The sequence below is a fragment of the Rhizobium sp. S152 genome (assembly GCF_030380735.1).
Lineage (GTDB): Bacteria > Pseudomonadota > Alphaproteobacteria > Rhizobiales > Rhizobiaceae > Rhizobium.
Window position 1 is genome coordinate 380464 of the sequence record NZ_JAUDRZ010000030.1, and the last position, 24453, is coordinate 404916.

Genomic DNA, 24453 nt, shown 5'->3' on the forward strand with positions numbered 1-24453 from the left:
ACCATTTCCTTTACCTCACCAGTTGAAAAGAACAGCTTTAAAAAGAGCACCTCATGACCCTTGTCGACGTTCGCACGCCTGATCCGAAACGCTTCATTCCCGGCGCCACTGGCGATTGGGAAGTCATCATCGGCATGGAAGTCCATGCGCAGGTGCTGTCCAATTCGAAGCTGTTCTCAGGCGCCTCGACCGAGTTCGGCAAGCCGCAGAACTCCAACGTCTCGCTCGTCGATGCCGCCATGCCCGGCATGCTGCCCGTTATCAACGAGGAATGCGTCGCCCAGGCGGTCCGCACCGGTCTCGGGCTTAAGGCGCAGATCAACAAGCGCTCGATCTTCGACCGCAAGAACTACTTCTATCCCGACCTGCCGCAGGGCTATCAGATCTCGCAGTTCAAGGATCCGATCGTCGGTGAGGGCCAGATCGTGATTTCGCTGGGTCCGGACCGTCAGGGCCAGTTCGAGGATATCGAGATCGGCATCGAGCGGCTGCACCTGGAACAGGACGCCGGCAAGTCGCTGCACGACCAGCATGCCACCATGTCCTATGTCGACCTGAACCGTTCAGGCGTCGCCCTGATGGAGATCGTCTCCAAGCCGGACATGCGCTCGTCGGACGAGGCCAAGGCCTACATGACGAAGCTGCGCTCGATCGTGCGCTACCTCGGTACCTGTGATGGCAACATGGACGAAGGGTCGATGCGCGCCGACGTCAACGTCTCCGTGCGCCGCCCGGGCGAAGGCTTCGGCACGCGCTGCGAGATCAAGAACGTCAACTCCATCCGCTTCATCGGTCAGGCGATCGAATACGAAGCCCGCCGCCAGATCGCCATCCTCGAGGATGGCGGCACGATCGACCAGGAAACCCGCCTGTTCGACGCCGGCAAGGGCGAGACGCGATCGATGCGCTCAAAGGAAGATGCGCACGATTATCGCTACTTCCCCGATCCAGACCTGTTGCCGCTCGAATTCGACGACGCCTATGTGTCGGCGCTGGCGGCAGACCTGCCGGAACTGCCCGATGACAAGAAGGAGCGCTTCGTGCGCGAACTCGGTCTCTCGATCTACGACGCTTCGGTGCTCGTGTCGGAAAAGGCGATCGCCGATTATTTCGAAGCCGTGGCCGAGGGACGCGACGGCAAGATGGCTGCCAACTGGGTCATCAACGACCTGCTTGGCGCCTTGAACAAACTCGGCAAGGATATTGAAACGACTCCGGTTTCCGCCGCTCAGCTCGGTTCGATCATCGACCTCATCAAGGCGGAGACCATCTCCGGCAAGATCGCCAAGGACGTCTTCGAAATCGTTCTGACCGAAGGCGGCGATCCGGCCGAGATCGTCGAAAGCCGCGGCATGAAGCAGGTCACCGACACCGGCGCCATCGAAAAGGCCGTTGACGAAATCATCGCCGCCAACCCGGATCAGGTCGCCAAGGCGCAGGCCAAGCCCGCTCTCGCCGGCTGGTTCGTCGGCCAGGTGATGAAGTCGACCGGCGGCAAGGCCAACCCGCAGGCGGTACAGGCCTTGGTAAAGGCCAAGCTCGGCATCGTCGAGGAATAAGCGTGTACTTCGTCCGCACCGCCAGCGAGCGCGATCTCGACAAGGTTCGCACTCTCCTGGTCGAAACCTTTCATGCAACCTACGACGCGCTCCTCGGCGCGCCGAAGGTCGATGAGTTGGTCGCAACCCTGTTTTCGCCGGCGGCGCTGAAGACGCGGCTGACAAACAAGAACGCGGAATTCCTCGTCGCCGACAATGGCAAGGAGATCGGTGGCATCGGCTATGCCGCGATGTCGACCGAGATGACCAAGACGGTCATGCTGCACCTTCTCTATGTGCGGCCTTCGCTGCAGCGGGAAGGCATCGGCCGCGATATCTTCGCTGAGCTGGAGACCTGTTTTCCCGATGCAGAGATCATGCGGCTCGAGGTGGAGCCGCGCAACGAAGCTGCAATCACCTTCTACCGCCGGCTCGGCTTTTCCGATGTCGGCCACATCGAAAACAACGGCGCGGGGCAGTCGGGCGTAGCGGCGCTGATCCTCGAAAAGCCGCTCCCCACGCACTGAGACGACAGCCATGGCGGACAAGATCACCATTCGCGAAGCGCGCAGGAATGATCTTGCTGCACTGATCGCCATGTTCGCCGGCGACGACATCGGTGGCCACGGCGATACGACGGCGCCCGAGGCACTGCCGGCTTATGAACGCGCTTTCGAAATCATCGCCGCCTCGCCCGACCAGACGCTCTATGTCGCCGAGCTCGACGGCGAAGTGGTTGGTACGTTCCAGACGGCGATCACCACGACGCTGACCGGTCGCGGCACATCCTTCATGGTCATCGAAGCGGTCCAGACGCGCGGCGACATGCGTGGCCGCGGCATCGGCGCGCAGATGATCGAATTCTGCATCGCCGAGGCACGGGCGCGCGGCTTGCCGCGCGTGCAGCTCATCTCCAATGGCAAGCGCAAGGATGCGCATCGCTTCTACCAGCGGCTCGGATTCGAGCCCACGCATCTCGGTTTCAAGATGGCTTTGAAATAGCCGGTGTGGCATCGGAATCACTGGACAATGCGCGTCGCTGGCGGCATAAGCGAGGGATCGAATTCTGGTCCCGCTTGTCCCCAAGGCGAGCTCAAGGAAAAGACATGAAAAATCTCCTCCTGCAAATCTTCACCTGGTGGAACGGTCAGACGATCGGCACCCGTTTCGCGACCTGGCGGTTCGGCAAGCGCGTCGGCGAAGATGAACTGGGTAACGTCTACTATGAAGGCGGCATGTCCTCGTACGGACTTCCGAAGCGTTGGGTGATCTACAAGGGTTACGCCGAAGCCTCCGCCATCCCCCCGGGCTGGCACGGCTGGATGCATCACCGCACCAACGTTCCGCCGTCCAAGGAAAACTACGTCGCCAAGGAATGGCAGAAGCCGCACCAAGTGAACCTCACCGGTTCGCCGCAGGCTTACCGCCCGCCGGGCTCGCTGGTCGTTCCGGGTGAGCGTCCGCGCGTCACCGGCGACTATGACGCCTGGACGCCCGGCAACTAAGCGGGCCTTCCGGCTCCGCTTTTGGCCACAATTGACCTTTACCCGCAGGTTGGCCGCAGAAACTGCGGCCTTCGATCTGATATGCGGTGGAGACGGCGAGACATGAAGCTTTTCAAGCGGAACCCCATCCTGCGTGCCGCTGGACTGGCGCTGGCGCTTGGCTGCTCTTTCCTGCCGGAGGCCGCTTCGGCGGCCCGCATCGAGAATCCGGTTGCCGTCTTCTCCGGCCTCGACAAGATCACCGGCCGCATCACCACCTTCGACGTCTATGTCAATGAGACCGTCCAGTTCGGCGCCCTGCAGGTGACGCCGAAGGCCTGTTACTCGCGCGACCAGACCGAGGCGCAGAAGATCGACGGCTTCGTCGAGGTCGATGAAATCACTCTGGACCGCAAGATCCGCCGCATTTTCACCGGCTGGATGTTCGCCGACAGCCCGGGCCTCAACGCTGTCGAGCACCCGATCTATGACGTCTGGCTGAAAGAGTGCAAGGCGACGTCGGATGTCCCGGCGCCCGACGCCAAGGCACAGTAAATTAAACGTCCGGATGATCCGCATGCCCTCGCTTACGCTGAGGTCCTCTTCAGCGTGAACAGGCCCTGATCGCTTAGTCGAAAGGCAGATGCGGCGAGCCCATCGCGGACGACAGCATGTGCTCGTACTCGTCCTTGGGTACGTCGATAGCGCCGAACGTCTTCAGGTGTTCCGTGGTGAACTGCGTGTCGAGCAGGGTGAACCCCTTGTCCCGCAGGCGTTCCACGAGATGCACCAAGCATATCTTCGAGGCGTCCGTGCGTCGCGAGAACATGCTCTCGCCAAAGAACGCCGATCCCAGAGAGACCCCGTAGAGGCCGCCCACGAGATCGTCTCCGTCCCAGGCCTCCACGCTGTGCGCGTGGCGTAGGCTGTGCAACGTCGAATAGAGCGAGCGAATGGTCTGGTTGATCCAGGTGCTCGGGCGCCCGTCGGTCTCTTCGGCGCAGGCATCTATGACTGCATCGAAGTCGTAATTGAAGCGGATGTCGAACGGCTTGCGCCGGATCGTCTTCGCCAGGCTCTTGGAAACATGGAAATCATCGAGCGGCAGCACGCCGCGAAGATCGGGCTCGACCCAGAATATCTCCGGGTCGGTTGCCGATTCGGCCATCGGGAAAAGCCCGATGGAATAGGCGCGCAGGAGTATTTCCGGAGTTATTCCTGGAGACTTCCTGCGCGATCCTGCCATCACATTTTACGCGGGCTTGCTGCTGGCCAGATAGTTCTCCAGCCAGTGGATGTCATAGTCGCCGTTCGCGATGTCCTGGTTGTCGACCAGATCTTGGAACAGCGGCAGCGTCGTCTTGATGCCGTCGACGACGAATTCGTCGAGCGCGCGGCGCAGGCGCATCATGCATTCGACGCGGGTGCGTCCGAACACGATGAGCTTGCCGATCAGGCTGTCGTAGTACGGCGGGATCTTGTAGCCCTGATAGGCTCCCGAATCGATACGAACGCCAAGGCCGCCAGGCGCATGGAAGTGCGTGATCGTGCCGGGTGAGGGTACGAAGGTGCGCGCATCCTCGGCGTTGATGCGGCATTCGATGGCATGGCCATGGAAATGCACTTCATCCTGCGTCACCGAAAGGCCACGGCCGGACGCGACGCGAATCTGTTCGTGCACGAGGTCGATACCGGTGATCGCCTCGGTGATCGGATGCTCCACCTGAAGACGGGTGTTCATTTCGATGAAATAGAACTCGCCGTTTTCGTAGAGGAATTCGATCGTGCCGGCGCCGCGGTACTTCAGCTTCTTCATGGCGTCGGCGCACACCTGGCCGATCTTCATGCGCTGCTCGACATTGAGGGCAGGGGAGTTTGCTTCTTCCCAGACCTTCTGGTGGCGGCGCTGCAGCGAGCAGTCGCGTTCACCGAGATGGATCGCATTGCCTTCGCCGTCGCCGAACACCTGGATTTCGATGTGGCGCGGCTTGCCGAGGTATTTTTCCATGTAGACGGCGTCGTTGCCGAAAGCGGCAGCCGCTTCGGTACGGGCCGTCGACCAGGCTTCGATGAGGTCGTCAGCGGTCTTGGCAACCTTCATGCCGCGTCCGCCGCCGCCGGCCGTTGCCTTGATCAGGACAGGATAGCCGATCTCTGCCGCGGTCTTGAGCGCATCCTCTTCGGTCTTCACTTCGCCGTCCGAACCCGGAACGACAGGAATGCCGAGTTCCTGTGCCGTCGTCTTGGCGGTGATCTTGTCGCCCATGACGCGGATGTGGTCCGCGGTCGGTCCGATGAAGGTGATGCCGTGAGCTTCCAGGATATCGGCGAACTTGGCATTCTCCGACAGGAAGCCGTAACCGGGGTGAACCGCGTCGGCGCCGGTGATTTCGCAGGCTGCAACGATCTGGTGGATATTCAGATAGCTGTCACGCGATGGCGGCGGGCCAATGCAGACGCTTTCGTCGGCAAGGCGCACATGCATCGCGTCCGCATCGGCGGTCGAATGGACCGCAACGCAGGGAATGCCGAGCTCCTTGCAGGCGCGCAGCACGCGAAGCGCGATTTCGCCGCGGTTTGCTATGAGGATTTTCGAGACCATGACGTCCGCCTTATTCGACGACCACGAGAGCTTGGCCGTATTCGACGGGGCTGCCGTCCTCGACAAGAATTTCAACGACCTTGCCCGACTTCGGCGCAGGGATCTGGTTCATCGTCTTCATCGCTTCGATGATGAGCAGCGTCTGGCCTTCCTTGACCGTGGCGCCGACTTCGATGAACGCGCGAGCGCCGGGAGCCGGAGCCATGTAGGCCGTGCCGACCATTGGTGCGCTGACCGTGTTGGCCGGGTTGCGCGCCGCCGCAGCCGGGGCAGCAGCGGCCGGTGCCGCGATTGCTGCAGGAGCAGCGACAGGCGCTGCGGCGTAAGCCGGCGCCTGGATATACTGCGTGTTGCCGGCGCGCGATACGCGGATGCGCAGATCGTCCTGCTCGACTTCGATTTCCGTCAGATCCGTATCGTTGAGGATGTTCGCGAGATCGCGGATCAGCGTCTGGTCGATACCGTTTTTCTTCTCAGCCATGAGTGTAGCCCTGTCTTCTTTTTATGCCGTGAGATTTTTCAGCGCCTGTAGCGCCAGAATGTAACTGTAGGGTCCGAAGCCGCAGATAACGCCCTTAACCGCTGGCGCAATCATCGACTTGTGACGAAATTCCTCGCGTGCATGCACGTTGGAGATATGGAGTTCAATCACCGGAATGGAAATGGCGCGGATTGCATCATGAAGCGCAACCGACGTGTGCGTATAGGCACCGGCATTGATCGCAACGCCGACAGCCTTGTCTTGTGCTTCGTGAAACCAATCGACCAGGATGCCCTCGTGATTGCTCTGCCGGAAATCGACGTCGAAGCCGAGTTCAAGCCCCGCTGCGATGCAATCCGTCTCGATGTCCTTCAGGGTCTTCGCACCGTAGATGCCTGGCTCTCTTTTGCCGAGCATGTTCAGGTTTGGCCCGTTCAGGACGAATATGGTTTGCGTCATCGACTGTTCCGTTTAGTGCAGGAGGCAACCTATAGACTCACCAAAGGCTTAATGAAAGCCCTTTGCGGCAGGCGGCCGGAATCGCGCCACATTTGTCCACATGGCTGAAGCATCGGAATTGGGCGATTTGATGGGCGTGCGCCCTAGCAGCTCGTCTTGCCGCAGGCGCGCATGTTTTTGACGCGTGCCTCAAGGTCGTCGAAGCCGACCGCCCCCTGCACCAGCTCATTGCCGATCACATAGGAGGGCGTTCCCGTGATGCCCAGACTCTGCGCGAGCCCATAGGTCTCCTTGACGGAAGCATCGCTCGAGCTCTTCGCCATTTCGTCGCGGATCTGCTTTTCCGAAACGCCGAGCGATTCCGCTGCCTCAATAGCGCTGTCCTCGTCGGCGCGACCCTCGCTGCCCAGCAGCGCGACGTGGAACTGGCTGTACTTTTCCGGCGCGAGTTTGCGGAAGGCATCCGATACCTTGTGCGCGGCCACCGATTCCGGTCCGAGGATCGGGAATTCCTTCAGCACGAAGCGAACGTTCTTGTCGTTCTTCAGCATCGTCTGCATGTCGGAGAGCGCGTGGCGGCAGTAGCCACAATTGTAGTCGAAGAACTCGACGATGGTGACATCGCCTTTCGGATTGCCGATCGTCATGTCGTACTTGGAATCGAATATCGTGGACTGGTTCTCGGCGATGGTCGCGTTCGCCTTCACCAGTCGTGCCTGCTCCTGCTTCTTCTGCAGGGCATCCTGGACATCGAGCATGATCTCGGGGTTCTCGATCAGATACTGCTTGATGAACTCGCCGAATTCCTTTTTCTGCGCGCTATCGAGCGCCAGCGCGGGAAAGGCCGTTGCAACCGAGGCGGTGAGCGCCAGCGCGGTGAAGAATTTCGGGAGAATGGCCATCATATCCTCGTTTTTGACAGATCACATGCGTCGTTACGCGTCGGATAACACCGTGAGACTACCAGCGGCAATGCGAAGCATCAAATTACGGTTCACCCGATCGTGTTGAAACCGGAATTTTCGCATCCGCCACGCCATCGCGGGATTGTGATGATCCGATCATTGCGGCATTTGTCCGGTCGCAATCGAAATTTGAAAGAGAAGAAGTCTTGTTTTCCATTTCCAAGCGCAGCGACGTCGAGCCCTTCCATGCCATGGATGTGCTTGCGGAAGCCACCCGCCGCAAGGCCGGCGGGCATCCGGTCATATCGATGGCTGTCGGCCAGCCATCGCATTCCGCCCCCCGCGCCGCGTTGGAAGCGACGCGAAAGGCGCTTGATGAAGGGAGAATCGGCTACACCGATGCGCTCGGTACCGTGCGACTGAAGAGCGCGCTTGCCGCGCACTACCGCGATCGTCACGGTCTGGACATCGATCCGGCCCGCATCGCGGTCACGACAGGCTCCTCGGCCGGTTTCAATCTGGCCTTTCTCTCGCTGTTCGATGCTGGCGATGCGGTGGCCATCGCACGCCCAGGCTATCCCGCCTATCGCAACATCCTCGGCGCTCTCGGATTGAAGGTCGTCGAAGTGCCGGTGACGGCCGAGACGCATTTCACGCTGACGCCGGAAAGCCTTGTGGCGGCGGAGAAGGAGCACAATCTACGCCTGAAGGGCGTGCTGCTCGCAAGCCCCGCCAACCCGACCGGAACCGTGACCGGGCGCGCGGCGCTTAAGGCGCTTGCCGAGCACTGTTCCGCCAACTCGATCGCCTTCATCTCCGACGAGATCTATCATGGACTGACCTTTTCGGGCGAGGAGACGAGCGCGCTGGAACTGACAGACGAGGCGATCGTCATCAATTCCTTCTCGAAGTACTATTGCATGACCGGCTGGCGCATCGGCTGGATGGTTCTGCCTGAGCGTCTCGTGCGCCCGATCGAGCGTGTGGCCCAGAGCCTCTACATCTCGCCGCCGGAACTGTCGCAGATCGCGGCGACCGCGGCGCTGACCGCATCCGACGAGCTCGACGTCTATAAGGAAGCTATGCTGCCAACCGCGAGTTCCTCATGCGCAGGCTGCCGGAGATCGGCCTGCCGATCGCTTCTCCCATGGACGGCGCCTTCTACGCCTATGTCGATGTCACGCGCTTCACCAATGACAGCATGGCGTTCGCCAAGCGGATGCTAGGCGAGATCAATGTGGCGGCGACGCCCGGTCTCGATTTCGATCCGCTGGAGGGTCATCGGTCCCTGCGCATGTCCTATGCGGGGTCGCAGGCGGAAATAGCCGAGGCGATCGATCGCATGGCGAACTGGCTGAAATAGAACACGATCTGCCGGATGGTCAGGCTGTCCGGCAGTTCTCGCGGTCGAGCTGCGAAACCAGCGCAAGGATCGTTTCCGACACTGGGGTCGGCACGGCCGTCAGTCGTCCGAGTGCTACGATCATTCCTACCAGAGGGGTGATCTCAAGCGGCTTGCCCGCGAGAAGATCCTGCAGCATCGATGTCTTGATCGGCCCGACCTGGCTGGCCTGCTCCAGCCTCTCCTCCACGGAAATGCCGACATTTGCGCCAAGCGCTTCACCCACTGCCTTCACTTCCTTCATCACCTTGCCGATCTGATCGCTGGTCGCGCCATCGGCCATCAGGTCGGACATTCGCGACCGTGTCAGCGCGCTGATCGGATTGAACGACGCGTTGCCCATCAGCTTGCTCCAGATATCGTCCCGGATGCGCTCGGAGAGCGTGACGCTGATCTCGGCCCTGTTGAGCAGCGCCTCTATCTCCCGCAGGTCGGCGCTGATATCGCCGGAAGGCTCGCCAAGGATGAAGCGCCCCTTGTTGCTGAGGCGAATCTGGCCGGGATCGCTGACCTCGGCTCCCTGGATCGCAACGCAACCGATCACCCGCTCAGGTCCGATCAGCCGCCAGAGCTTGCCGCCGGGGTCAAGCTCCTCGAACTGCAGTTCGGCATGGTTGCTCTCGTCGCGATGGAAGTACCACCACGGGATACCGTTCAGGATCATCACCACGCGGGTCGAGGGCTTGAGCAGATGCGCCAGGCCCTCGGCAGCCGGAGCGAGTTGATGGCCTTTCAGCCCAGTTATGATGAGATCCTGTGGCGGCAGTTCGGTCGGATCGTTCGTTGCCGTCACGTTGGCGAGAAGTGGCTTGTCCGCACCCGCCTCGAAAAGGCTGATGCCACTACGTCTGATGGCATCAAGGTGCGCGCCGCGCGCGACCACCGATATCGTCGCATCGACGTTCCCGGATGCGGCGAGTTTCGCGGCGATGGTGCCGCCAAGGGCACCCGCGCCGAAGATACAGATATTTTCGAAAGGCATACGACGGTCTCCGCGATCGATTGGTCGCGGTAAAGTTAGGTCAAATCCGTCCCAAGGCGAGCATTTTCTGGTCGGGCGTTCAGTGTTCACTGCCCGGAATTAGCTCGTCCCTCCTGAGGCCGTCGATTGCCGCCATCGCATCCTGGGGTGACCAACCGGCACGAACGGCCGCTGCGATCATCCTCACCTCGGCCTCTTCTTCGATCTTCAAAAACAGGGGCTCCAGCGCTTCGCGGGCAGTGAGAATATGGTCGTTGGGAGGGGCTACTTGCTGGTGGCTGGCTGAAATAGGCATCTGCGCGGCACTCCTCTCTCTGGCGCTATATGACTCGTGTAAATGCTCGACGCCTAAAAAAGGTTCCGGATAAAGTTTCGCGAAAGCTTCATCTTGTTCTTTCGCCCCGCCTCTGCCTTCTTGCGGCCCTAGGCTGGTGCTCGATTCGGTTCCCGATAAAGAGGCGGAGCCGGCAGCAAGAAGCGCACGAAGGAGATTGCGATGACAGACGCCAAGAACGGGATTTCCGAAATGCGACCAAGAATTACAGTGATCGGCGTCGGCGGCGGCGGCGGCAATGCCATCAACAACATGATCTCGGAAAACCTCGAGGGCGTGGATTTCATCGCCGCCAATACCGACGCGCAGGTGCTCGCCACCTCGAAGGCTTCGCGCCGCATCCAGCTCGGCGCGCACGTGACCGAAGGCCTCGGCGCCGGCTCGCTGCCGGAAGTTGGCCGGGCAGCGGCCGAGGAATCGATCGACGAGATCATGGACCATCTGGCCGGCTCGCACATGTGCTTCGTAACCGCCGGCATGGGTGGTGGGACCGGCACCGGTGCTGCGCCCGTCATCGCGCAGGCGGCCCGCAATGCCGGCATCCTGACGGTCGGCGTCGTGACCAAGCCCTTCACTTTCGAAGGCAACCGCCGCATGAAGACGGCCGATGTCGGCATCGAAGCGCTTCGCCAGGCGGCCGACACCGTGATCGTCATCCCGAACCAGAATCTCTTCCGCATCGCCGACGCCAAGACGACGTTTGCCGACGCCTTCATGACGGCCGACCGCGTACTTTATGCCGGCGTCGGCTGCATCACCGACCTGATCGTCAAGGAAGGCCTGATCAACCTCGACTTCGCCGACGTCAAATCGGTCATGCGCGGGATGGGCCGGGCGATGATGGGCACGGGCGAGGCATCCGGGGAGGAGCGGGCGATGAAGGCCGCGGAAGCGGCGATCGCCAATCCGCTGCTCGACGACATCTCGATGAAGGGCGCCAAGGGCGTGCTGATCTCGATCTCCGGCGGCTCTGATATGACGCTGTTCGAGGTCGACGAAGCTGCAAGCCGCATCCGCGACGAGGTACAGGACGATGCCGATATCGTCGTGGGCGCGATCTTCGACCGTAATCTGGACGGCAAATTCCGCGTCGCAGTAGTGGCGACCGGCCTTGATGGCGGCGACGTCGCTGCCCAGCACCAGCCGGGTGCCGGCGCACCTCAGGGCGTGCAGACCCGCACCCTGCAATAGGTCGAAAGCAGACCAACCGGCTTGCATCACGACCCCGACCGTGTCCTTCTTGGCGAAGGCGCGGTCGCCAACATTTTGGAATGAGGGTTGAATGATGGCAAAAGTTGCATATGGCCTTGGTGGCCTGCTTGTCCTGATCGGTCTGGTGTGGATGGGGCAGGGCAGCGGCTATTTCCCATACCCCGCCGAAAGCTTCATGATCGACCAGACGCCCTGGATCTACTGGGGCGGTCTCGCCCTAATCGCTGGCGTCGCCATCATTTTTCTGACGAAAAGCCGTTCACGCCGCTAGACCGGATTGCAGGTCATGCCATGGCGTTGCGCATTGGCGATGCAATCGTTTCTGTTGGCGTATGCCTCGGTGGAAGCGCCCACGATCTCGTTGTTCCGAGCCGTCCGTCTCCAGCGCCAACCGCCGTTGCCGTGATAAATCTCCCAAGTATCACCGTTCGATGCGACGCAGCTTGCCATCGTGTTTCCTCCCTCTGGCGTTGAGGAAAAACAGCTAAGCGATTCCGGCGCCGCGCTCCACGAATTGGCTGCAATCCAGGATACGCACCCTATTGGACGTCGGTTGTGAGCCGCCGTCGGCGATGCGGGATCGCGGTCTCTTCCTGGTGACAAAAAGCAGAAAGGGCACTTTCGCGCCCTTCCGATCTTTCCAGCTATTTGCGCCGGCAGTCTCCGCCGCAGTGTAAAGATGTTAGAGAGCGCCAGCCAGCAAGCCGACGCCGGCCATCGCCGCAAGGCCGCCCGCGATCCGGTTGACGAGGCCGCCATTCCGTTCGCCGATCCTGCCAACCGCTGCACCAATGCCGATGCCGGCGACGTGAAGCGCTGCAGTCGCGATCATGAAGCCGGCGGCATAGACAATGCCGGCGGCATTTTCGGGCATTTCCGCGCCATGCGCATGCCCGTGAAAGATCGCGAACAACCCGGCCACGCCCATCGCGACCGCCGCTGGCGCCTTGACGCCGAGTGCCACGACGGTGCCGAGGACAACGACGGAAAGCGCGATGCCGGTTTCGACGAACGGTACCGAAACGCCCATCGCGCCGAACGCGCCGCCAAGCGCCATCATCGCGACAAAAGCCGAAGGCACCAGCCACAGGGAGCGCCCGCCGTGCTGGTGGGCGAAGATGCCGACCATCACCATCGCCAGGATATGATCGATCCCGGATATCGGATGCGCGAAGCCATGCGCAAATCCGCTGGCATCACCGACGCCAGGGTGGGCAAATGCAAATGTCGGCATGGCGAGAAGCGCCAGTGTGGCAATTCCGAGTTTTGTCTTTGAAATCATGGTCGTTCCTTCCGCAATATGCGGCGAGCGTCGCACATGATGCGGCGCGATAAAAGACCGAAAAGCCGAACTTGCGTCATTTGACGTAGATTGGTTTCTGCAGCCTGGAATGGCCTGAACCAGCTTTTTTGGCAGACATGCCGGAATGCATGATTTTCCGTGCATCTTTCCAGGGGTTGGCGCGTTGTCTGAAGGGTTAAACACAGGAGGCGAGCATGCCGAGCAAGACCATCCGCAAACCGCGCACGAGCAACAAGCCGACGATCGAGACGGATGTCGCATCGACGAAACCAACGGCGGCTTCACCCGCCCGTGCCCGCAGTGCCGGAAAGCCGAGAGCAATGGCGAGCCGCGAAGGCGCCGAGAGCGGGACGATCAGCCGGGCGGTTGATAAGGCGCCGCTGACCGAGGATGCGGGCGCCGCAGATACCGAGAAGGATCTTCAGGACCATCTCGCCGAGATGGAAGCCTTGGCGCCGCTGGATTACGTGGCAACGCCCGAGCCCTCCGACGCCGTCTCCGACGAAAGCCAGGCCGACAGGCTGCAGGCCCTGCGCGACGAGGTCGACAACCTGCGCTCGCGCCTGGCGATCATCAGGGAACAGGCCACGACGGTGGTCAAGGCCAATGCGGAGTGGGCGGATGCGAGCGCCCATGCCCAACTCGGCGCTTATCCATGGGGAAAGCTCGCGGGCACCATGGCGGCCGTCTTTATCGCTGCGCGCCTGATCAAGCGCAGTCGGCTGCTTTAGCCGGTCCGGCTCGGCCGCGATGTCTTGATTCGATTGTGTGGAAAGTGGCGGTGCTCGGCGCCGCCATTGCTGTTTGCGGGAAATTCGCTTCCGTCTTTGCGAAGTGCTGCCCGGAAGAGCCGCGGCGATCTGGTTTGCGTCGGTTAAGCTGCAGTCGCCGTCGGCATGTTTTGCCACGCCCGAGGGGCAGCCGATTTATGCCCGGCGAGCGCGCATCTCGCCCATATCCGGGCGCGTGCCGTCAGGGGCGCGAAGGCCGCGATGCTTGCTGAGGAAAATCCATTCGACATTGCCCGGCTCGAAGGGACGACGCGGGTTGACCAGCGCCAGGCGGCGCTCGGCCAGACTGCGCGGAAGCGTGTCGATCATGTCGTTGACGAAGGCGTCGAGGCCGTCCTTCCAGCGCGGGGAGACGGCGACATCAAGACCACCGTAGCGGTGAAAGTCGGGGTGCTTGCGGGAGTAGCACGCGCCGATCATCCACGCGTGCTGTTGTTTGAGGAAGCGTTCTTTAATGCTCATTCGTAGTCTTTTTCATTCCTTGGCGTCATCGACGACATCAGCCTCGGGGCGGTCGCCTCCGTTCGACCGCTCCGTTGTCCAGGTGCCGTCCGCACGCTGATATGTAATTTCAGCATCCTGGCCACCGAGCTGTTGACGCTCTGCGGCGTTCTTGGCCGCTGCCAGTGCTTTTTCGTGAGTTGGGAAAGTTTCCGACCAGACATCACCAAGGCGGTACGCCCAGGCGCCATCATGTTCGGCGACGTGGTAGGTAATCGACATTGAATTTTCCTTCAAGGATTTTTCGCAACAATTTGCACGCGGCTGTCGCGCACGCTGCGGGGAAGGAACGTGAAGGCCCCGTGCTTGTTCCGAAAGTCCCTGCTGCTCAGGCGATTAGCCTGTGCGAGGCTGGATCGACCGCATCTGCGGAGCTTGCCACGCGGGGGAACGCTTCATAGGCTCGAAGCGTTGAAGGATTCGCTCAACGCATTCAGCAGGAACCCCATGCGCGCCCAATCGAAGCCGTTCGTCGTCGAAATCAAATCCTCCCGCCGCACCGACCGCAGCAAGCCGAAATCCCTCTGGGGCGATCTGGATTTGTCTGTCGCGGAGGAAGCGATCACCGACGAGATGCCGCCGGTCGCGGGTCCAGAGCTTTTTCGAGGCGATGGTAGTACGTCATAAAGTGGCCGCGCTTCCGCAGCGGCCATTTTTTGATGTTACAAGCAGGATATTGCGGCAGCATGATCAGACGTTAGCCTACCTCTACACAGTTGGCGAAGGAGCATCCGGATTGACGATTGCTGGTAAATCGAGCTCCTGTCTCGCGGCGTCGCAGGTTCTCTCAATGAGAGCGACTATGTTTTCGCCCAATACACCATGCTCTTTCGATGCCTCCGACCATGAGAAGAGGGTGCCATCCTGAAGCGAGAGTACAGCAAAGTTATCCGGGCGTTTTTTGTCTTCAGGATACCGGTTGGCAACCAGTGAGAGTGCAGCCAATACGAGGTTTTTGCTTAGCTTTGAAGCAGTGTTCCAGATATGAATAGCAGTTCGACGCCCGTTTATCTCCACCAGGAAATCGGGTCTGAATTTGATGCCAAAGTAACCCTGTGGACTGATAAAAGCGATTGGCTCACATGGTTCGAGCTTTCCGCTGTTTTCGGTAAGCCATTGCTGAAACCTTCTAAGGCCTTTCCTTGCGGATTCTCGTTCAGAAGCTCTTTTGATTGCTCTCGTCGAGGCCATAGCCTCTTCGTAGTTCAGTCCCGAGAATGCCATGCGTTGGATTATCGACCTTAGGCTTCTGTGGTAGTCATACGGACGTGGGCTAGGTTTATGTCGCTCACGTATTGCTCGTTTCTGCGGCTTTTCGTTTAGGCAGATGAGCTTGAGAAAAGCTGAGAAGCCGAATTGCGGTACTCGTGCCATAGCGTATTACCTTTCCGTTGATAAGCGCCAAAGCCCAACTCGACTCTTAAATCCGACTCCCCATATGATGGCCTTGCTACAGGTTGGAGAGTTTCTCTTCGCCCACGAGGGCTTTGGCTTATTCGTGGTATCAAAAGCCGGATTCGGAAGGATCCGGCTTTTGTGTTTGTGGACTTGCTCATATCTGCAAGTCCGCTTGTGCTGCGTCGTCTAAGACGACAAAAGCCCAGGGAGCGTTCCCTGGGCTTTTGAAAGTCAAACATCTGATCGCTTCGATCCTCAGCTGCAGCCGCTCGTCGCGCCGCACGTGTCGCACTTCTCGCAGGTGCCGTTGCGCACCATCGTGAAGTTCTGGCACTCGGAGCACATGTTGCCGGTGTAGCCCTGCATGATCGACCGGGCGCGGCGCTCGGATTCGATCTTCTTGGCTTCCGTCTTGGCCGATGCGGCGTCAGCCGCGGCCTTGTCGGAGAACAGTGCCGTTGCCTGCTGCTGGCTCTCGGTCGTGACTTCTTCCAGCATTTCCTCAGCGATCTCTTCGGCCAGTTCCTTGGCGCGCTCTTCGTAATCGCGCTTGAAGGCGACGATTTCGGAGGTCGAGATGGCAACCGTCGGCTCGATCTTGCGGGCGGCAGCGCCTGCAAACGACGTTACCGTTGCACCGGACGAGGCACGGGCTGGCGCGGCCGTGGCCGAGCCCTTGGGCTCGCCTGATGCCTGGCGTTCGCCGTTCGAAACCAGCGTCGGCTTGTAGCCGCGGGTCCAGCCGGTCGAGACGAGGTTCGTCTTGCCTTCCTGGATGCCCTTGCCAAGCGCCGTGTTCGAGAAATCAGACGTATCGACATGCGCCAGGTCGTGGCGGCCGAGGTAGGAGACGGCCAGTTCGCGGAACACGTAGTCGAGGATCGACGTGGCGTTCTTGATCGCGTCGTTGCCGATGACCATGCCGGCCGGCTCGAACTTGGTGAAGGTGAAGGCCTCCACATATTCCTCGAGCGGCACGCCATACTGCAGGCCGAGCGAAATCGCGATGGCGAAGTTGTTCATCATCGCACGGAAGGCGGCGCCTTCCTTGTGCATGTCGATGAAGATCTCGCCGAGGCGGCCGTCGCCGAATTCGCCGGTGCGCAGATACACCTTGTGTCCGCCGACGGCGGCCTTCTGGGTGTAGCCCTGCCGGCGGTTCGGCAGCTTCTCGCGTTCGCGGGTGACGCGCTCGACCACACGCTCGATGATCTTTTCGGTGATGGTGACGGCCTGGGCGGCGACCGGCTGCTGCAGCAGATCCTCCAGGGCGTCCTCATCGCTTTCGTCTTCGATCAGCGAGGCGTTCAGCGGCTGCGACAGCTTGGAGCCGTCGCGATAGAGCGCGTTAGCCTTCAGGCCGAGCTTCCAGGAGAGCATGTAGGCGCTCTTGCAATCGTCGACCGTTGCGTCGTTCGGCATGTTGATCGTCTTGGAGATCGCACCCGAGATGAACGGCTGTGCAGCAGCCATCATGCGGATGTGGCTGTCGACCGAGAGGTAACGCTTGCCGATCTTGCCGCAAGGATTGGCGCAATCGAAGACGGCGAGGTGCTCGTTCTTCAGGAACGGTGCGCCTTCCAGCGTCATCGCGCCGCAGACGTGAACGTTGGCAGCCTCGATGTCCTTGCGCGAGAAGCCGACGTGCTCCAGCAGGTTGAAACCCATGTCGCCAAGCTGCTCGTCGGAAACACCAAGTGTGCCCTTCAGGAAGTCGGCGCCGAGCGTCCACTGGTTGAAGACGAACTTGATGTCGAAGGCCTGCTTCAGCGCGCCGTTCAGCGCCTCGATCTTCTCGTCGGTGAAGCCCTTGGCCTTCAGCGAACCGGGGTTGATCGCCGGCGTCTGGTTCAGGTTGCCGTGGCCGACAGCGTAGGCTTCGATCTCGGCGATCTGGCTTTCCGAATAGCCGAGCGTGCGCAGGGCTTCCGGAACGGCGCGGTTGATGATCTTGAAGTAGCCGCCGCCGGCGAGCTTCTTGAATTTCACCAGCGCGAAGTCGGGCTCGATGCCCGTCGTGTCGCAATCCATGACGAGGCCGATCGTGCCCGTGGGCGCGATGACGGTTGCCTGGGCGTTGCGGTAGCCGTGCTTTTCGCCGAGTTCGAGTGCCTTGTCCCAGGCGCTCTTGGCGTGTGCCGCCAGATCCTGGTCCGGGTTTTCCGAGTGGATCAGCGCGACCGGGTTGATCGACAGGCCTTCATAGCCAGACGTCTCGCCGTAGGCGGCGCGGCGATGGTTGCGGATGACCCGCAGCATGGCTTCGCGGTTCGGCTTGAACATCGGGAAAGGTCCGAGTTCAGAGGAAATCTCGGCCGAGGTGGCGTAGGAGATGCCGGTCATGATCGCGGTCAGCGAGCCGGCGATGGCGCGGGCTTCGTCGCTGTCATACGGAATGCCCGACGACATCAAGAGCCCACCGATGTTGGCATAGCCGAGGCCGATCGTGCGGTATTCGTAGGAGCGCTCGGCAATCTGCTTCGACGGGAACTGCGCCATCATGACCGAGACTTCGAGGACGACGGTCCACAGACGGACGGCATGCTCGTAGTCGGCGATGTTGATGCGCTTGGTGGCGGCGTCCTTGAACTGCAGCAGGTTCAGCGAGGCAAGGTTGCAGGCCGTGTCGTCGAGGAACATGTATTCCGAGCACGGGTTGGATGCGCGGATCGGGCCGGCGGCCGGGCTGGTGTGCCAGTCGTTCATCGTCGTGTTGAAGTGCAGGCCCGGATCGGCCGATGCCCATGCGGCGTAGGAGATCGATTCCCACAGATCGCGGGCCTTCAGGGTCTTCATGACCTTGCCGTCCTTGCGGGCGGTCAGGTTCCAGTCGCCGTCGTTTTCGACAGCGCGCAGGAAGTCGTCCTTGATCGAGACCGAGTTGTTGGAGTTCTGGCCGGAGACCGTCAGATAGGCTTCCGAATCCCAGTCGGTGTCATAGGTCTTGAACTCGAGGTCCTTGTAGCCCTGCTTGGCGAACTGGATGACGCGGCCGATATAGTTTTCCGGAACCTGGTCCTTCTTGGCGGCGCGCACTTCGCGCTTCAGGGCAGGGTTCTTGTTGGCGTCGTAGCAATCGTCGTTATCGCCTTCGCAATTGACGCAGGCCTTCATGATCGCCTTCAGATGCTTGGCGACGACCTTGGAGCCGGTCACGAGAGCGGCAACCTTCTGCTCTTCCTTGACCTTCCAGTTGATGTATTCCTCGATATCGGGATGGTCGATGTCGACCACGACCATCTTGGCCGCGCGACGCGTCGTGCCGCCCGACTTGATGGCGCCCGCTGCGCGGTCGCCGATCTTCAGGAAGCTCATCAGGCCGGAGGAACGGCCGCCGCCGGAAAGGCGTTCGCCTTCGCCGCGCAGATAGGAGAAGTTGGAGCCGGTGCCGGAACCGTACTTGAACAGGCGGGCTTCGCGAACCCACAGGTCCATGATTCCGCCTTCGTTGACCAGATCGTCTTCGACGGACTGGATGAAGCAGGCGTGCGGCTGCGGATGCTCATAGGCCGACTTGGACTTCGTCAGCTTGCCGGTGAAGGGGTCGACATAGAAGTGGCCCTGGCCGGGGCCGTCGATGCCATAGGCCCAATGCATACCGGTGTTGAACCACTGTGGGCTATTCGGGGCGACGCGCTGCGTTGCGAGCATGTAGGCGAGTTCGTCGCGGAAGGCTGCCGCGTCTTCCTCGGAGGAGAAGTAACCACCCTTCCAGCCCCAGTAGGTCCAGGTGCCGGCCAGACGGTCGAAGACCTGGCGCGCATCGGTTTCCGAACCGTACTGCTGATCCTTCGGGAGTTCCTTCAGAGCGGCCTCATCGGCGACCGAGCGCCACAGGAAGGAAGGAACATCGTTTTCCTCGACCTTCTTGAGGCGGGCAGGGACGCCGGCCTTGCGGAAATACTTCTGTGCCAGAATGTCGGCCGCGACCTGCGAAAACTGCGCGGGAACATCGATGTTCTCGAGGCGGAATACGATCGACCCATCGGGGTTCTTGATCTCGCTGGTTGCCTTGCGGAATTCGATAGCCGCGTAAGCGCCCTGATCTGCCTTCGTAAATCGGCGTTCTATGCGCATTTGCCTTAACCTCTAGCTCGCGCGCCCCGTCCCCGTTGACCAAGGCGCAAGTTTCCACCTCCGGCGGCGCCGTAAGCAGCGCAGCCAGTTCTCGTTCCGTATCGTCACAGGCGTGTCATCCGGAGATGGGTCATCCTGTATCTTGTGGTGATGGTGGCTGCAATCACTAAATATAGTATTAACAGCCTTTTTCCGCCAGCCCCGGATGTTGATTTTTCAGGTGGCGAAAATCGCGCAGAAATCCCTCAAGGCGCATCATCCGTCATGGACGCAACACCCTGATTTCATGCTCGATTTCTGGAGAGAACCGGCCTCGTTACTCCCGGTTCAGTCGCCGCCGCAACATCGAACCTCATTAAGTTTGAAAGAGGCGATTCCGTCAAGGGCTGGTTCTTAATGAAGTGTTCACCACAACATATTGTGGAAGCGTCTGTGGAGAACGGGGAAAAGCGAGACGTGTAGAAGAATCAATGGCTTGTGGCGTCAAGTGGCGACAAGGGTCGAAAAAGCGAAGAATAACTTAAAATATAACGGTTTGGGGCTGGCTTTTGCCCCGCAAATGCGCATTGCGATTCGCAGCTGCTGGAAACGTCACAAGGCATCGATCGCTATGGTCACTGTTGCGGTGCCGATGGGGCGTCCGGCCCGGTTCTTGATGACGAAGCTCGCCTGCGTTTCCAGCATCTGCGACTGGTCGTCGCGCTCGGCGCGACTGATAAACGTCTCGTTCGATCCAGCCGCGAAGGTCTTGAGATACTTGTCCTCGTCGCCCTGCCAGTAGTCGTTGGTCGGAACGCTTTGGCCGACGTTGAGGCCGTTCCGGTCGGTGACGAAGAACTCGACGATCGTCCCCTGCGAATCACTCTGCTTCGATTTGAGGTAGCGCGAGACCGGCTTGTCGAGCAAACGGCGCACCATCTGCCAGTCGCCGGTCTTGATTTCGGAGCGGTACGTATTGTCGAGGACGGTGATGTCCATGGAGCTGACATCGCCGAACCGGCTGTTCTGCTCCTCGATCGCTTGAGTGACGATCGGCGCATCGACCATCGGTCGGATCAGCGTATCCACATATTCACGCACGACCGACACGTAGGCGGGCTCTGATGAACCGACTGATGGCATCAGGCAAAGACACAGCCCGAAGACCGCGATCGTGCCGACATACCCCCAACGCGTCATCATCACTCCAACACCATACCCAGGCGCGTCCTCGATCGCAGCCCCGCCGTTCCTCGCTCCCAGGCTGCAGCTTCACGATATGCCGGAAAAGCGCAGCCTGACAGCGGATTTATGAGTGTTAGTTAAATAAAGATTGGCGCAATTACAAATTGCGAAGGCGAAAGCCTAGCCGCGCGCGCCCTTGGAGATCGGCTCCTGATAGGTGAAGCCCATGTCCCACGGGAAATAGATCCATGTATCCTGGCTCACCTCGGTCACAAAGGTGTCGATGACAGGCACACCCTGGGGTTTTGCGTAGACGCAGGCGAAATGCGCCTTTGGAAGGAGCGAGCGAACTTCCTGAGCCGTCTTGCCGGTATCGGTCAGGTCGTCCACAACTAGAACGGACTCTCCGCCATCGACGAGAAGTTCCTGGGCGATACCCTTCAGAAGGGTCATTTCTCCCTGGTTCACGTAGTCATGGTAGGACGCGACGCAGACGGTTTCGATGAGCCGGATATTCAGCTCGCGCGAGATGATGGCAGCCGGTACAAGGCCGCCGCGGGTGATGCAGACGATCGCCTTGAACGGACGGTTGAGGCCGGAAAGACGCCAGGCGAGCGCGCGCGCATCGCGGTGAAACTGATCCCAGGAAACAGGGAAGGCTTTATCGGGAAGAGACATGATGTTGCTCCGCGGCATGAAAAGAGTGACACGCCGTTTCTCCGGCGGCCGGACAGGCAATCCGCGATCGGTCAAACGCAAATCGCGCAGCCGGAACTGCGCGATAGGAGACCGAAGCCGGAGCTCGTCATCGGTCGCTGCAATTAGCGGAATTCGGGCGCAAAACGCAAGCCCTCGCGTTTCCTATCGAGAAAGCAGGGTCGGCGCCGTCATCGACTGGAGCAGACTTTTGGTCGTTCCGCCGAAAATCATCTGCCACAGCCGCGAGTGGGTATAGGCGCCCATGACAAGCAGATCGATGCTGCTGTCTGAGAGTCGGTTCTCGATGACAGCGGATGTGTTCTTGTCGGCGGCGCTGTGCGCGGTCGCGAGCGTCGCGTTGACGCCGTGCCGCGCCAGCATGGCGGCAATCTCGGCGCCGGCCGTGGCCGCCGATTGCAGGGCGTTCTCCACCGGGTCGACCGAGAAGACCTCGACCTCGTCTGCGGCCTTGAGGAAGGGCAGGGCATCGAAAGCCGCGCGGGCCGCTTCCTTCGATCCGTTCCAGGCGACGAGCACCCGCTTGATCGGCTTCGGCCTCTTGAGCACGAAGGGAACCATCAGCACCGGCCGGCCGCTCTCGAACAGGAAGTTGTCCACATCCACATGGCTGTCAGACGGCCGCTCCGGATCGGCCTGCGAGGCGATGAGCAGATCGGCGCTGCGGGCACTCTCGATCAGCGGCGCCGAACCATAGCCCGAGGAGGAGGCATAACTGCGCCATTCGAACGAAATCCCGGATGCCTGCGCCTTGGCTCGAAAGATCCGTTCGACTTCGATGGTTTCGGAATGCGCCATGTCCTGAAGTGCCTGTACGGCGACTGGGTCGGGAATCTCCATTGGCGCGACCAGCGGCACGACGGCGACAGTTTCCGCGTGCAGGCCGATGACATGGGAATTGTGCTCGGCTGCGAGGGCAAATGCGAAATCGGCAACGGCCGCGGCATTATCAGCAGTATCGAGTATGGCGAGTATGGTTTTATAGGACATGATCAATTCTCCTTGCGCGGGTGAAATAGGCTCGCGCGCCATTGAAAATGCTCCAACGGCGGCGCGGGTTCCTTGACGCGGATCAGGTGAAGCCCGTTTTCTTGAAGACCTAGGCTTCCGCTGAACGATTGACGGCTGTCTCCTTTGCTTCCCGGATGGTCTCGATCATGGCGCGAACCTCGGCGCCGGCAGCATTCACCACGTCCTGGGAGCGGCCGCGCACGACGATCTCCGTGGAAAACGACTGGCCGACATAACGGGGATAAGAGCCGATGCTGGTTTGTGGATGCTCTTTCTGGATAGCCGCAAGCGGTGTGCCGATATCGCCTTCGCCATAAGGGCAGGCGATCGCCAGCGAGATCACCGCCTGACCGGTACGCAGCGTGGGAATAACCGCATCGACCATCGCCTGGAACACCTGGGGCACGCCAGCCATCACGTGTACATTGCCGATGACAAAGCCGGGCGCCGTCGATACCGGGTTGGGAATATGGCGCGAGCCCACCGGCATCCGCGCCATGCGCTTGCGCGCTTCGGTAAACTCCACCTCTCGGCGCGCATACATGTCACCGAGCAGTGTCACTGCCTCGGCATTGTATTCGCAGGCGAGCCCGAATGCCTTGGAAACGGCATCGGCGGTAATATCGTCATGCGTCGGACCGATGCCGCCCGAGGTGAAGACATAGTCATACTTGGACCGCAACGCGTTGAGCGCCGCGACGATCTCGTCCTCTTCATCGCCGACGATACGAACTTCCTTGAGGTCGATCGCCGAGAGCGTCAGCATGTCGGCGAGGTGGCCGATATTCTTGTCTTTGGTCCGGCCCGAGAGCAGTTCGTCGCCAATGGCGAGCATGGCGGCGGTCACGATGGTTTCGTTGGTCATTGAAAATTTCCGAATGTTTTCCTGCTACATAGGTAGCGCCGTTTACCGCACTTGGAAACCTCTCGCGCGAGTTCAGGTGATGGTCGTCTCCGACAATTGAACACTGCGTTCTGCCAGGCGGGGATGCGTCGGGCACGCCACCCTGCTAAGAATGTGGCCGTTCACGAATTCAATCACAATCCCCGGATGGAGATAGGTAATGGCTAAGGTACTCGTGCTTTACTACTCGGCTTACGGCCACATCGAAACCATGGCATATGCCGTCGCCGAAGGCGCGAAGTCGGCAGGTGCCGACGTGACCGTCAAGCGCGTTCCCGAACTCGTATCCGAAGACGTGGCCAAGGCGTCGCACTACAAGCTCGATCAGGCTGCACCCATCGCCACGATCGATGAACTGGCTGACTACGACGCGATCATCGTAGGCGCCGGCACACGTTTCGGTACGGTTGCGTCGCAGATGCGCAATTTCTGGGATCAGACCGGCGGTCTGTGGTTTGCCGGCAAGCTGGTCGGCAAGGTTGGCTCGGCCTTTACCTCCTCGGCCACGCAGCACGGCGGCCAGGAATCCACCATCCTCGGCTTCATCCCGACCTTCCTGCATCAGGGCATGGTCGTGGCCGGTCTTCCCTATGCCTTCCAGGGCCAGATGGGTGTGGACGAGATCAAGGGCGGCTCGCCTTACGGCGCCTCCACCATCACCGACGGCGACGGCTCCCGCCAGCCTTCGGCTATCGAACTCGAAGGTGCGAAGTACCAAGGCGCCCACGTCGCCAAGATCGCCGCCAAGCTGGCTTGATCTGAGACGAACGATAAGGGAAAGGCGCGACCACGGCCGCGCCTTTTTCATGCCATGCGCAATGCGCTTGGTCCGGTCGAATTCAGTTTATCCGTAAAAATCGCGGAGCTTCGCCGCGAAGATCATGAGCGGTATGGCCAGAACCGCGAGAGCTACCAGGAACGCGGTGCCCGTCCGAAACAGCCTGAGACGCCGCGTGCGCGCCCCATCCCAATCGTAAACCATCGTCTTACTCCCACAAGACAAGCTTTACTCACAGCGCCACCCAACCAGTTCCCCTTCGGCGCGCGCGCATAAAAGCACATTAGTATGCTTTGATAAAGGGCGGCGGCGGATTTGCTCTTGGTGCGGGCGGCGGGGGTCGAACCCGCACAGCCAAGGCCGAGGGATTTTAAGTCCCTTGCGTCTACCAGTTTCGCCACGCCCGCATT

General features: G+C 60.6%; 27 protein-coding genes, 1 tRNA gene and 1 pseudogene. 12 read left to right on the forward strand and 17 right to left on the reverse strand.

Annotated elements, in window-relative coordinates:
• Nucleotides 1–53 precede the first annotated feature (53 nt).
• The 5 genes from gatB (at nucleotide 54) to QTL95_RS26605 (ending at nucleotide 3577) form a co-directional block, all read left to right on the forward strand.
• Nucleotides 54–1559: an Asp-tRNA(Asn)/Glu-tRNA(Gln) amidotransferase subunit GatB gene (gatB, locus tag QTL95_RS26585; RefSeq protein WP_289722835.1), complete on the forward strand. Its 1506-nt coding sequence runs from the start codon at nucleotides 54–56 to the stop codon at nucleotides 1557–1559.
• Nucleotides 1560–1561: 2 nt separating this feature from the next.
• Nucleotides 1562–2065 (forward strand): GNAT family N-acetyltransferase, encoded by a 504-nt coding sequence (locus tag QTL95_RS26590; RefSeq protein WP_289722836.1) that lies wholly within the window; start codon nucleotides 1562–1564, stop codon nucleotides 2063–2065.
• Between the two features lie 10 nt (nucleotides 2066–2075).
• Nucleotides 2076–2540 carry a GNAT family N-acetyltransferase gene (locus tag QTL95_RS26595; protein WP_289722837.1) on the forward strand — a complete coding sequence of 155 codons (465 nt, stop codon included), beginning with the start codon at nucleotides 2076–2078 and terminating at the stop codon, nucleotides 2538–2540.
• Between the two features lie 104 nt (nucleotides 2541–2644).
• The gene (locus tag QTL95_RS26600) at nucleotides 2645–3043 is read left to right on the forward strand and encodes an NADH:ubiquinone oxidoreductase subunit NDUFA12 (protein WP_289722838.1); all 399 of its coding nucleotides are present in this window, start codon (nucleotides 2645–2647) and stop codon (nucleotides 3041–3043) included.
• A gap of 102 nt (nucleotides 3044–3145) precedes the next feature.
• Nucleotides 3146–3577, forward strand: coding sequence for a DUF2155 domain-containing protein (locus QTL95_RS26605; RefSeq protein WP_289722839.1), 432 nt, complete (start codon nucleotides 3146–3148; stop codon nucleotides 3575–3577).
• 73 nt (nucleotides 3578–3650) lie between these two features.
• Here the strand turns inward: QTL95_RS26605 and aat are convergent, their stop codons facing one another.
• From aat to QTL95_RS26630, 5 genes are all read right to left on the reverse strand, one after another.
• Nucleotides 3651–4268 (reverse strand): leucyl/phenylalanyl-tRNA--protein transferase, encoded by a 618-nt coding sequence (gene aat, locus QTL95_RS26610; RefSeq protein ID WP_289722840.1) that lies wholly within the window; start codon nucleotides 4266–4268, stop codon nucleotides 3651–3653.
• Nucleotides 4269–4274: 6 nt separating this feature from the next.
• Nucleotides 4275–5624, reverse strand: a complete 1350-nt coding sequence (gene accC / locus QTL95_RS26615) for an acetyl-CoA carboxylase biotin carboxylase subunit (protein WP_289722841.1) — start codon at nucleotides 5622–5624, stop codon at nucleotides 4275–4277.
• 10 nt (nucleotides 5625–5634) lie between these two features.
• The gene (gene accB, locus QTL95_RS26620; RefSeq protein WP_289722842.1) at nucleotides 5635–6105 is read right to left on the reverse strand and encodes an acetyl-CoA carboxylase biotin carboxyl carrier protein; all 471 of its coding nucleotides are present in this window, start codon (nucleotides 6103–6105) and stop codon (nucleotides 5635–5637) included.
• 21 nt (nucleotides 6106–6126) lie between these two features.
• Complete coding sequence (gene aroQ, locus QTL95_RS26625) at nucleotides 6127–6564, reverse strand: type II 3-dehydroquinate dehydratase (RefSeq protein ID WP_289722843.1); 438 nt, start codon at nucleotides 6562–6564, stop codon at nucleotides 6127–6129.
• A 143-nt stretch (nucleotides 6565–6707) separates the two neighbouring features.
• Entirely contained in the window at nucleotides 6708–7466 is a 759-nt protein-coding gene (locus QTL95_RS26630; RefSeq protein ID WP_289722844.1) for a DsbA family protein, read from the reverse strand.
• A 209-nt stretch (nucleotides 7467–7675) separates the two neighbouring features.
• Between QTL95_RS26630 and QTL95_RS26635 the strand changes: the two are divergent.
• Nucleotides 7676–8832, forward strand: a pseudogene (locus tag QTL95_RS26635) (pyridoxal phosphate-dependent aminotransferase).
• Nucleotides 8833–8851: 19 nt separating this feature from the next.
• On the opposite strand, the gene QTL95_RS26640 reads toward QTL95_RS26635, so the two are convergent.
• Both QTL95_RS26640 and QTL95_RS26645 read right to left on the reverse strand, forming a co-directional pair.
• Nucleotides 8852–9853, reverse strand: a complete 1002-nt coding sequence (locus tag QTL95_RS26640; protein WP_289722845.1) for a ketopantoate reductase family protein — start codon at nucleotides 9851–9853, stop codon at nucleotides 8852–8854.
• Between the two features lie 79 nt (nucleotides 9854–9932).
• On the reverse strand, nucleotides 9933–10148 hold the full coding sequence (locus tag QTL95_RS26645; RefSeq protein ID WP_289722846.1) for a hypothetical protein: 216 nt from the start codon (nucleotides 10146–10148) through the stop codon (nucleotides 9933–9935).
• 201 nt (nucleotides 10149–10349) lie between these two features.
• Between QTL95_RS26645 and ftsZ the strand changes: the two genes are divergently transcribed.
• The gene (gene ftsZ / locus QTL95_RS26650) at nucleotides 10350–11378 is read left to right on the forward strand and encodes a cell division protein FtsZ (RefSeq protein ID WP_289722847.1); all 1029 of its coding nucleotides are present in this window, start codon (nucleotides 10350–10352) and stop codon (nucleotides 11376–11378) included.
• Nucleotides 11379–11472: 94 nt separating this feature from the next.
• A complete protein-coding gene (locus QTL95_RS26655; protein WP_289722848.1) occupies nucleotides 11473–11670 on the forward strand; it encodes an LPXTG cell wall anchor domain-containing protein in 198 nt (65 codons plus the stop codon).
• 411 nt (nucleotides 11671–12081) lie between these two features.
• On the opposite strand, the gene QTL95_RS26665 is transcribed toward QTL95_RS26655, so the two are convergent.
• On the reverse strand, nucleotides 12082–12681 hold the full coding sequence (locus tag QTL95_RS26665) for a HupE/UreJ family protein (RefSeq protein ID WP_289722850.1): 600 nt from the start codon (nucleotides 12679–12681) through the stop codon (nucleotides 12082–12084).
• Nucleotides 12682–12896: 215 nt separating this feature from the next.
• Here QTL95_RS26665 and QTL95_RS26670 point away from each other — a divergent pair, with 215 nt between their 5' ends.
• Nucleotides 12897–13433 (forward strand): hypothetical protein, encoded by a 537-nt coding sequence (locus QTL95_RS26670; RefSeq protein WP_289722851.1) that lies wholly within the window; start codon nucleotides 12897–12899, stop codon nucleotides 13431–13433.
• A 195-nt stretch (nucleotides 13434–13628) separates the two neighbouring features.
• Here QTL95_RS26670 and QTL95_RS26675 read toward each other — a convergent pair whose 3' ends face one another.
• Together QTL95_RS26675 and QTL95_RS26680 are read right to left on the reverse strand one after the other, a co-directional pair.
• Nucleotides 13629–13955 carry a hypothetical protein gene (locus tag QTL95_RS26675; protein ID WP_289722852.1) on the reverse strand — a complete coding sequence of 109 codons (327 nt, stop codon included), beginning with the start codon at nucleotides 13953–13955 and terminating at the stop codon, nucleotides 13629–13631.
• Between the two features lie 12 nt (nucleotides 13956–13967).
• Nucleotides 13968–14216, reverse strand: coding sequence for a DUF2188 domain-containing protein (locus QTL95_RS26680; protein ID WP_037177673.1), 249 nt, complete (start codon nucleotides 14214–14216; stop codon nucleotides 13968–13970).
• A 189-nt stretch (nucleotides 14217–14405) separates the two neighbouring features.
• Here QTL95_RS26680 and QTL95_RS26685 point away from each other — a divergent pair, with 189 nt between their 5' ends.
• On the forward strand, nucleotides 14406–14621 hold the full coding sequence (locus QTL95_RS26685) for a hypothetical protein (protein WP_289722853.1): 216 nt from the start codon (nucleotides 14406–14408) through the stop codon (nucleotides 14619–14621).
• Nucleotides 14622–14702: 81 nt separating this feature from the next.
• On the opposite strand, the gene QTL95_RS26690 is transcribed toward QTL95_RS26685, so the two are convergent.
• The gene (locus QTL95_RS26690; RefSeq protein WP_289722854.1) at nucleotides 14703–15218 is read right to left on the reverse strand and encodes a hypothetical protein; all 516 of its coding nucleotides are present in this window, start codon (nucleotides 15216–15218) and stop codon (nucleotides 14703–14705) included.
• Nucleotides 15219–15569: 351 nt separating this feature from the next.
• Between QTL95_RS26690 and QTL95_RS28985 the strand changes: the two genes are divergently transcribed.
• Nucleotides 15570–15620: a hypothetical protein gene (locus QTL95_RS28985; protein WP_442981360.1), complete on the forward strand. Its 51-nt coding sequence runs from the start codon at nucleotides 15570–15572 to the stop codon at nucleotides 15618–15620.
• A gap of 27 nt (nucleotides 15621–15647) precedes the next feature.
• Here the strand turns inward: QTL95_RS28985 and QTL95_RS26695 are convergent, their stop codons facing one another.
• From QTL95_RS26695 to QTL95_RS26715, 5 genes are all read right to left on the reverse strand, one after another.
• A complete protein-coding gene (locus QTL95_RS26695) occupies nucleotides 15648–19469 on the reverse strand; it encodes a vitamin B12-dependent ribonucleotide reductase (RefSeq protein ID WP_289722855.1) in 3822 nt (1273 codons plus the stop codon).
• A gap of 591 nt (nucleotides 19470–20060) precedes the next feature.
• Nucleotides 20061–20648, reverse strand: coding sequence for a hypothetical protein (locus QTL95_RS26700; protein ID WP_289722856.1), 588 nt, complete (start codon nucleotides 20646–20648; stop codon nucleotides 20061–20063).
• A 165-nt stretch (nucleotides 20649–20813) separates the two neighbouring features.
• On the reverse strand, nucleotides 20814–21311 hold the full coding sequence (gene gpt / locus QTL95_RS26705) for a xanthine phosphoribosyltransferase (protein WP_289722857.1): 498 nt from the start codon (nucleotides 21309–21311) through the stop codon (nucleotides 20814–20816).
• Between the two features lie 183 nt (nucleotides 21312–21494).
• On the reverse strand, nucleotides 21495–22340 hold the full coding sequence (locus QTL95_RS26710) for a universal stress protein (protein WP_289722858.1): 846 nt from the start codon (nucleotides 22338–22340) through the stop codon (nucleotides 21495–21497).
• Between the two features lie 109 nt (nucleotides 22341–22449).
• Nucleotides 22450–23226, reverse strand: coding sequence for a competence/damage-inducible protein A (locus QTL95_RS26715; RefSeq protein ID WP_289722859.1), 777 nt, complete (start codon nucleotides 23224–23226; stop codon nucleotides 22450–22452).
• A 199-nt stretch (nucleotides 23227–23425) separates the two neighbouring features.
• On the opposite strand from QTL95_RS26715, the gene wrbA reads away from it, so the two are divergent.
• On the forward strand, nucleotides 23426–24022 hold the full coding sequence (gene wrbA / locus QTL95_RS26720; RefSeq protein ID WP_289722860.1) for an NAD(P)H:quinone oxidoreductase type IV: 597 nt from the start codon (nucleotides 23426–23428) through the stop codon (nucleotides 24020–24022).
• 343 nt (nucleotides 24023–24365) lie between these two features.
• Here the strand turns inward: wrbA and QTL95_RS26725 are convergent.
• Nucleotides 24366–24450: transfer RNA gene (locus QTL95_RS26725), tRNA-Leu, on the reverse strand.
• Nucleotides 24451–24453: the final 3 nt, after the last annotated feature.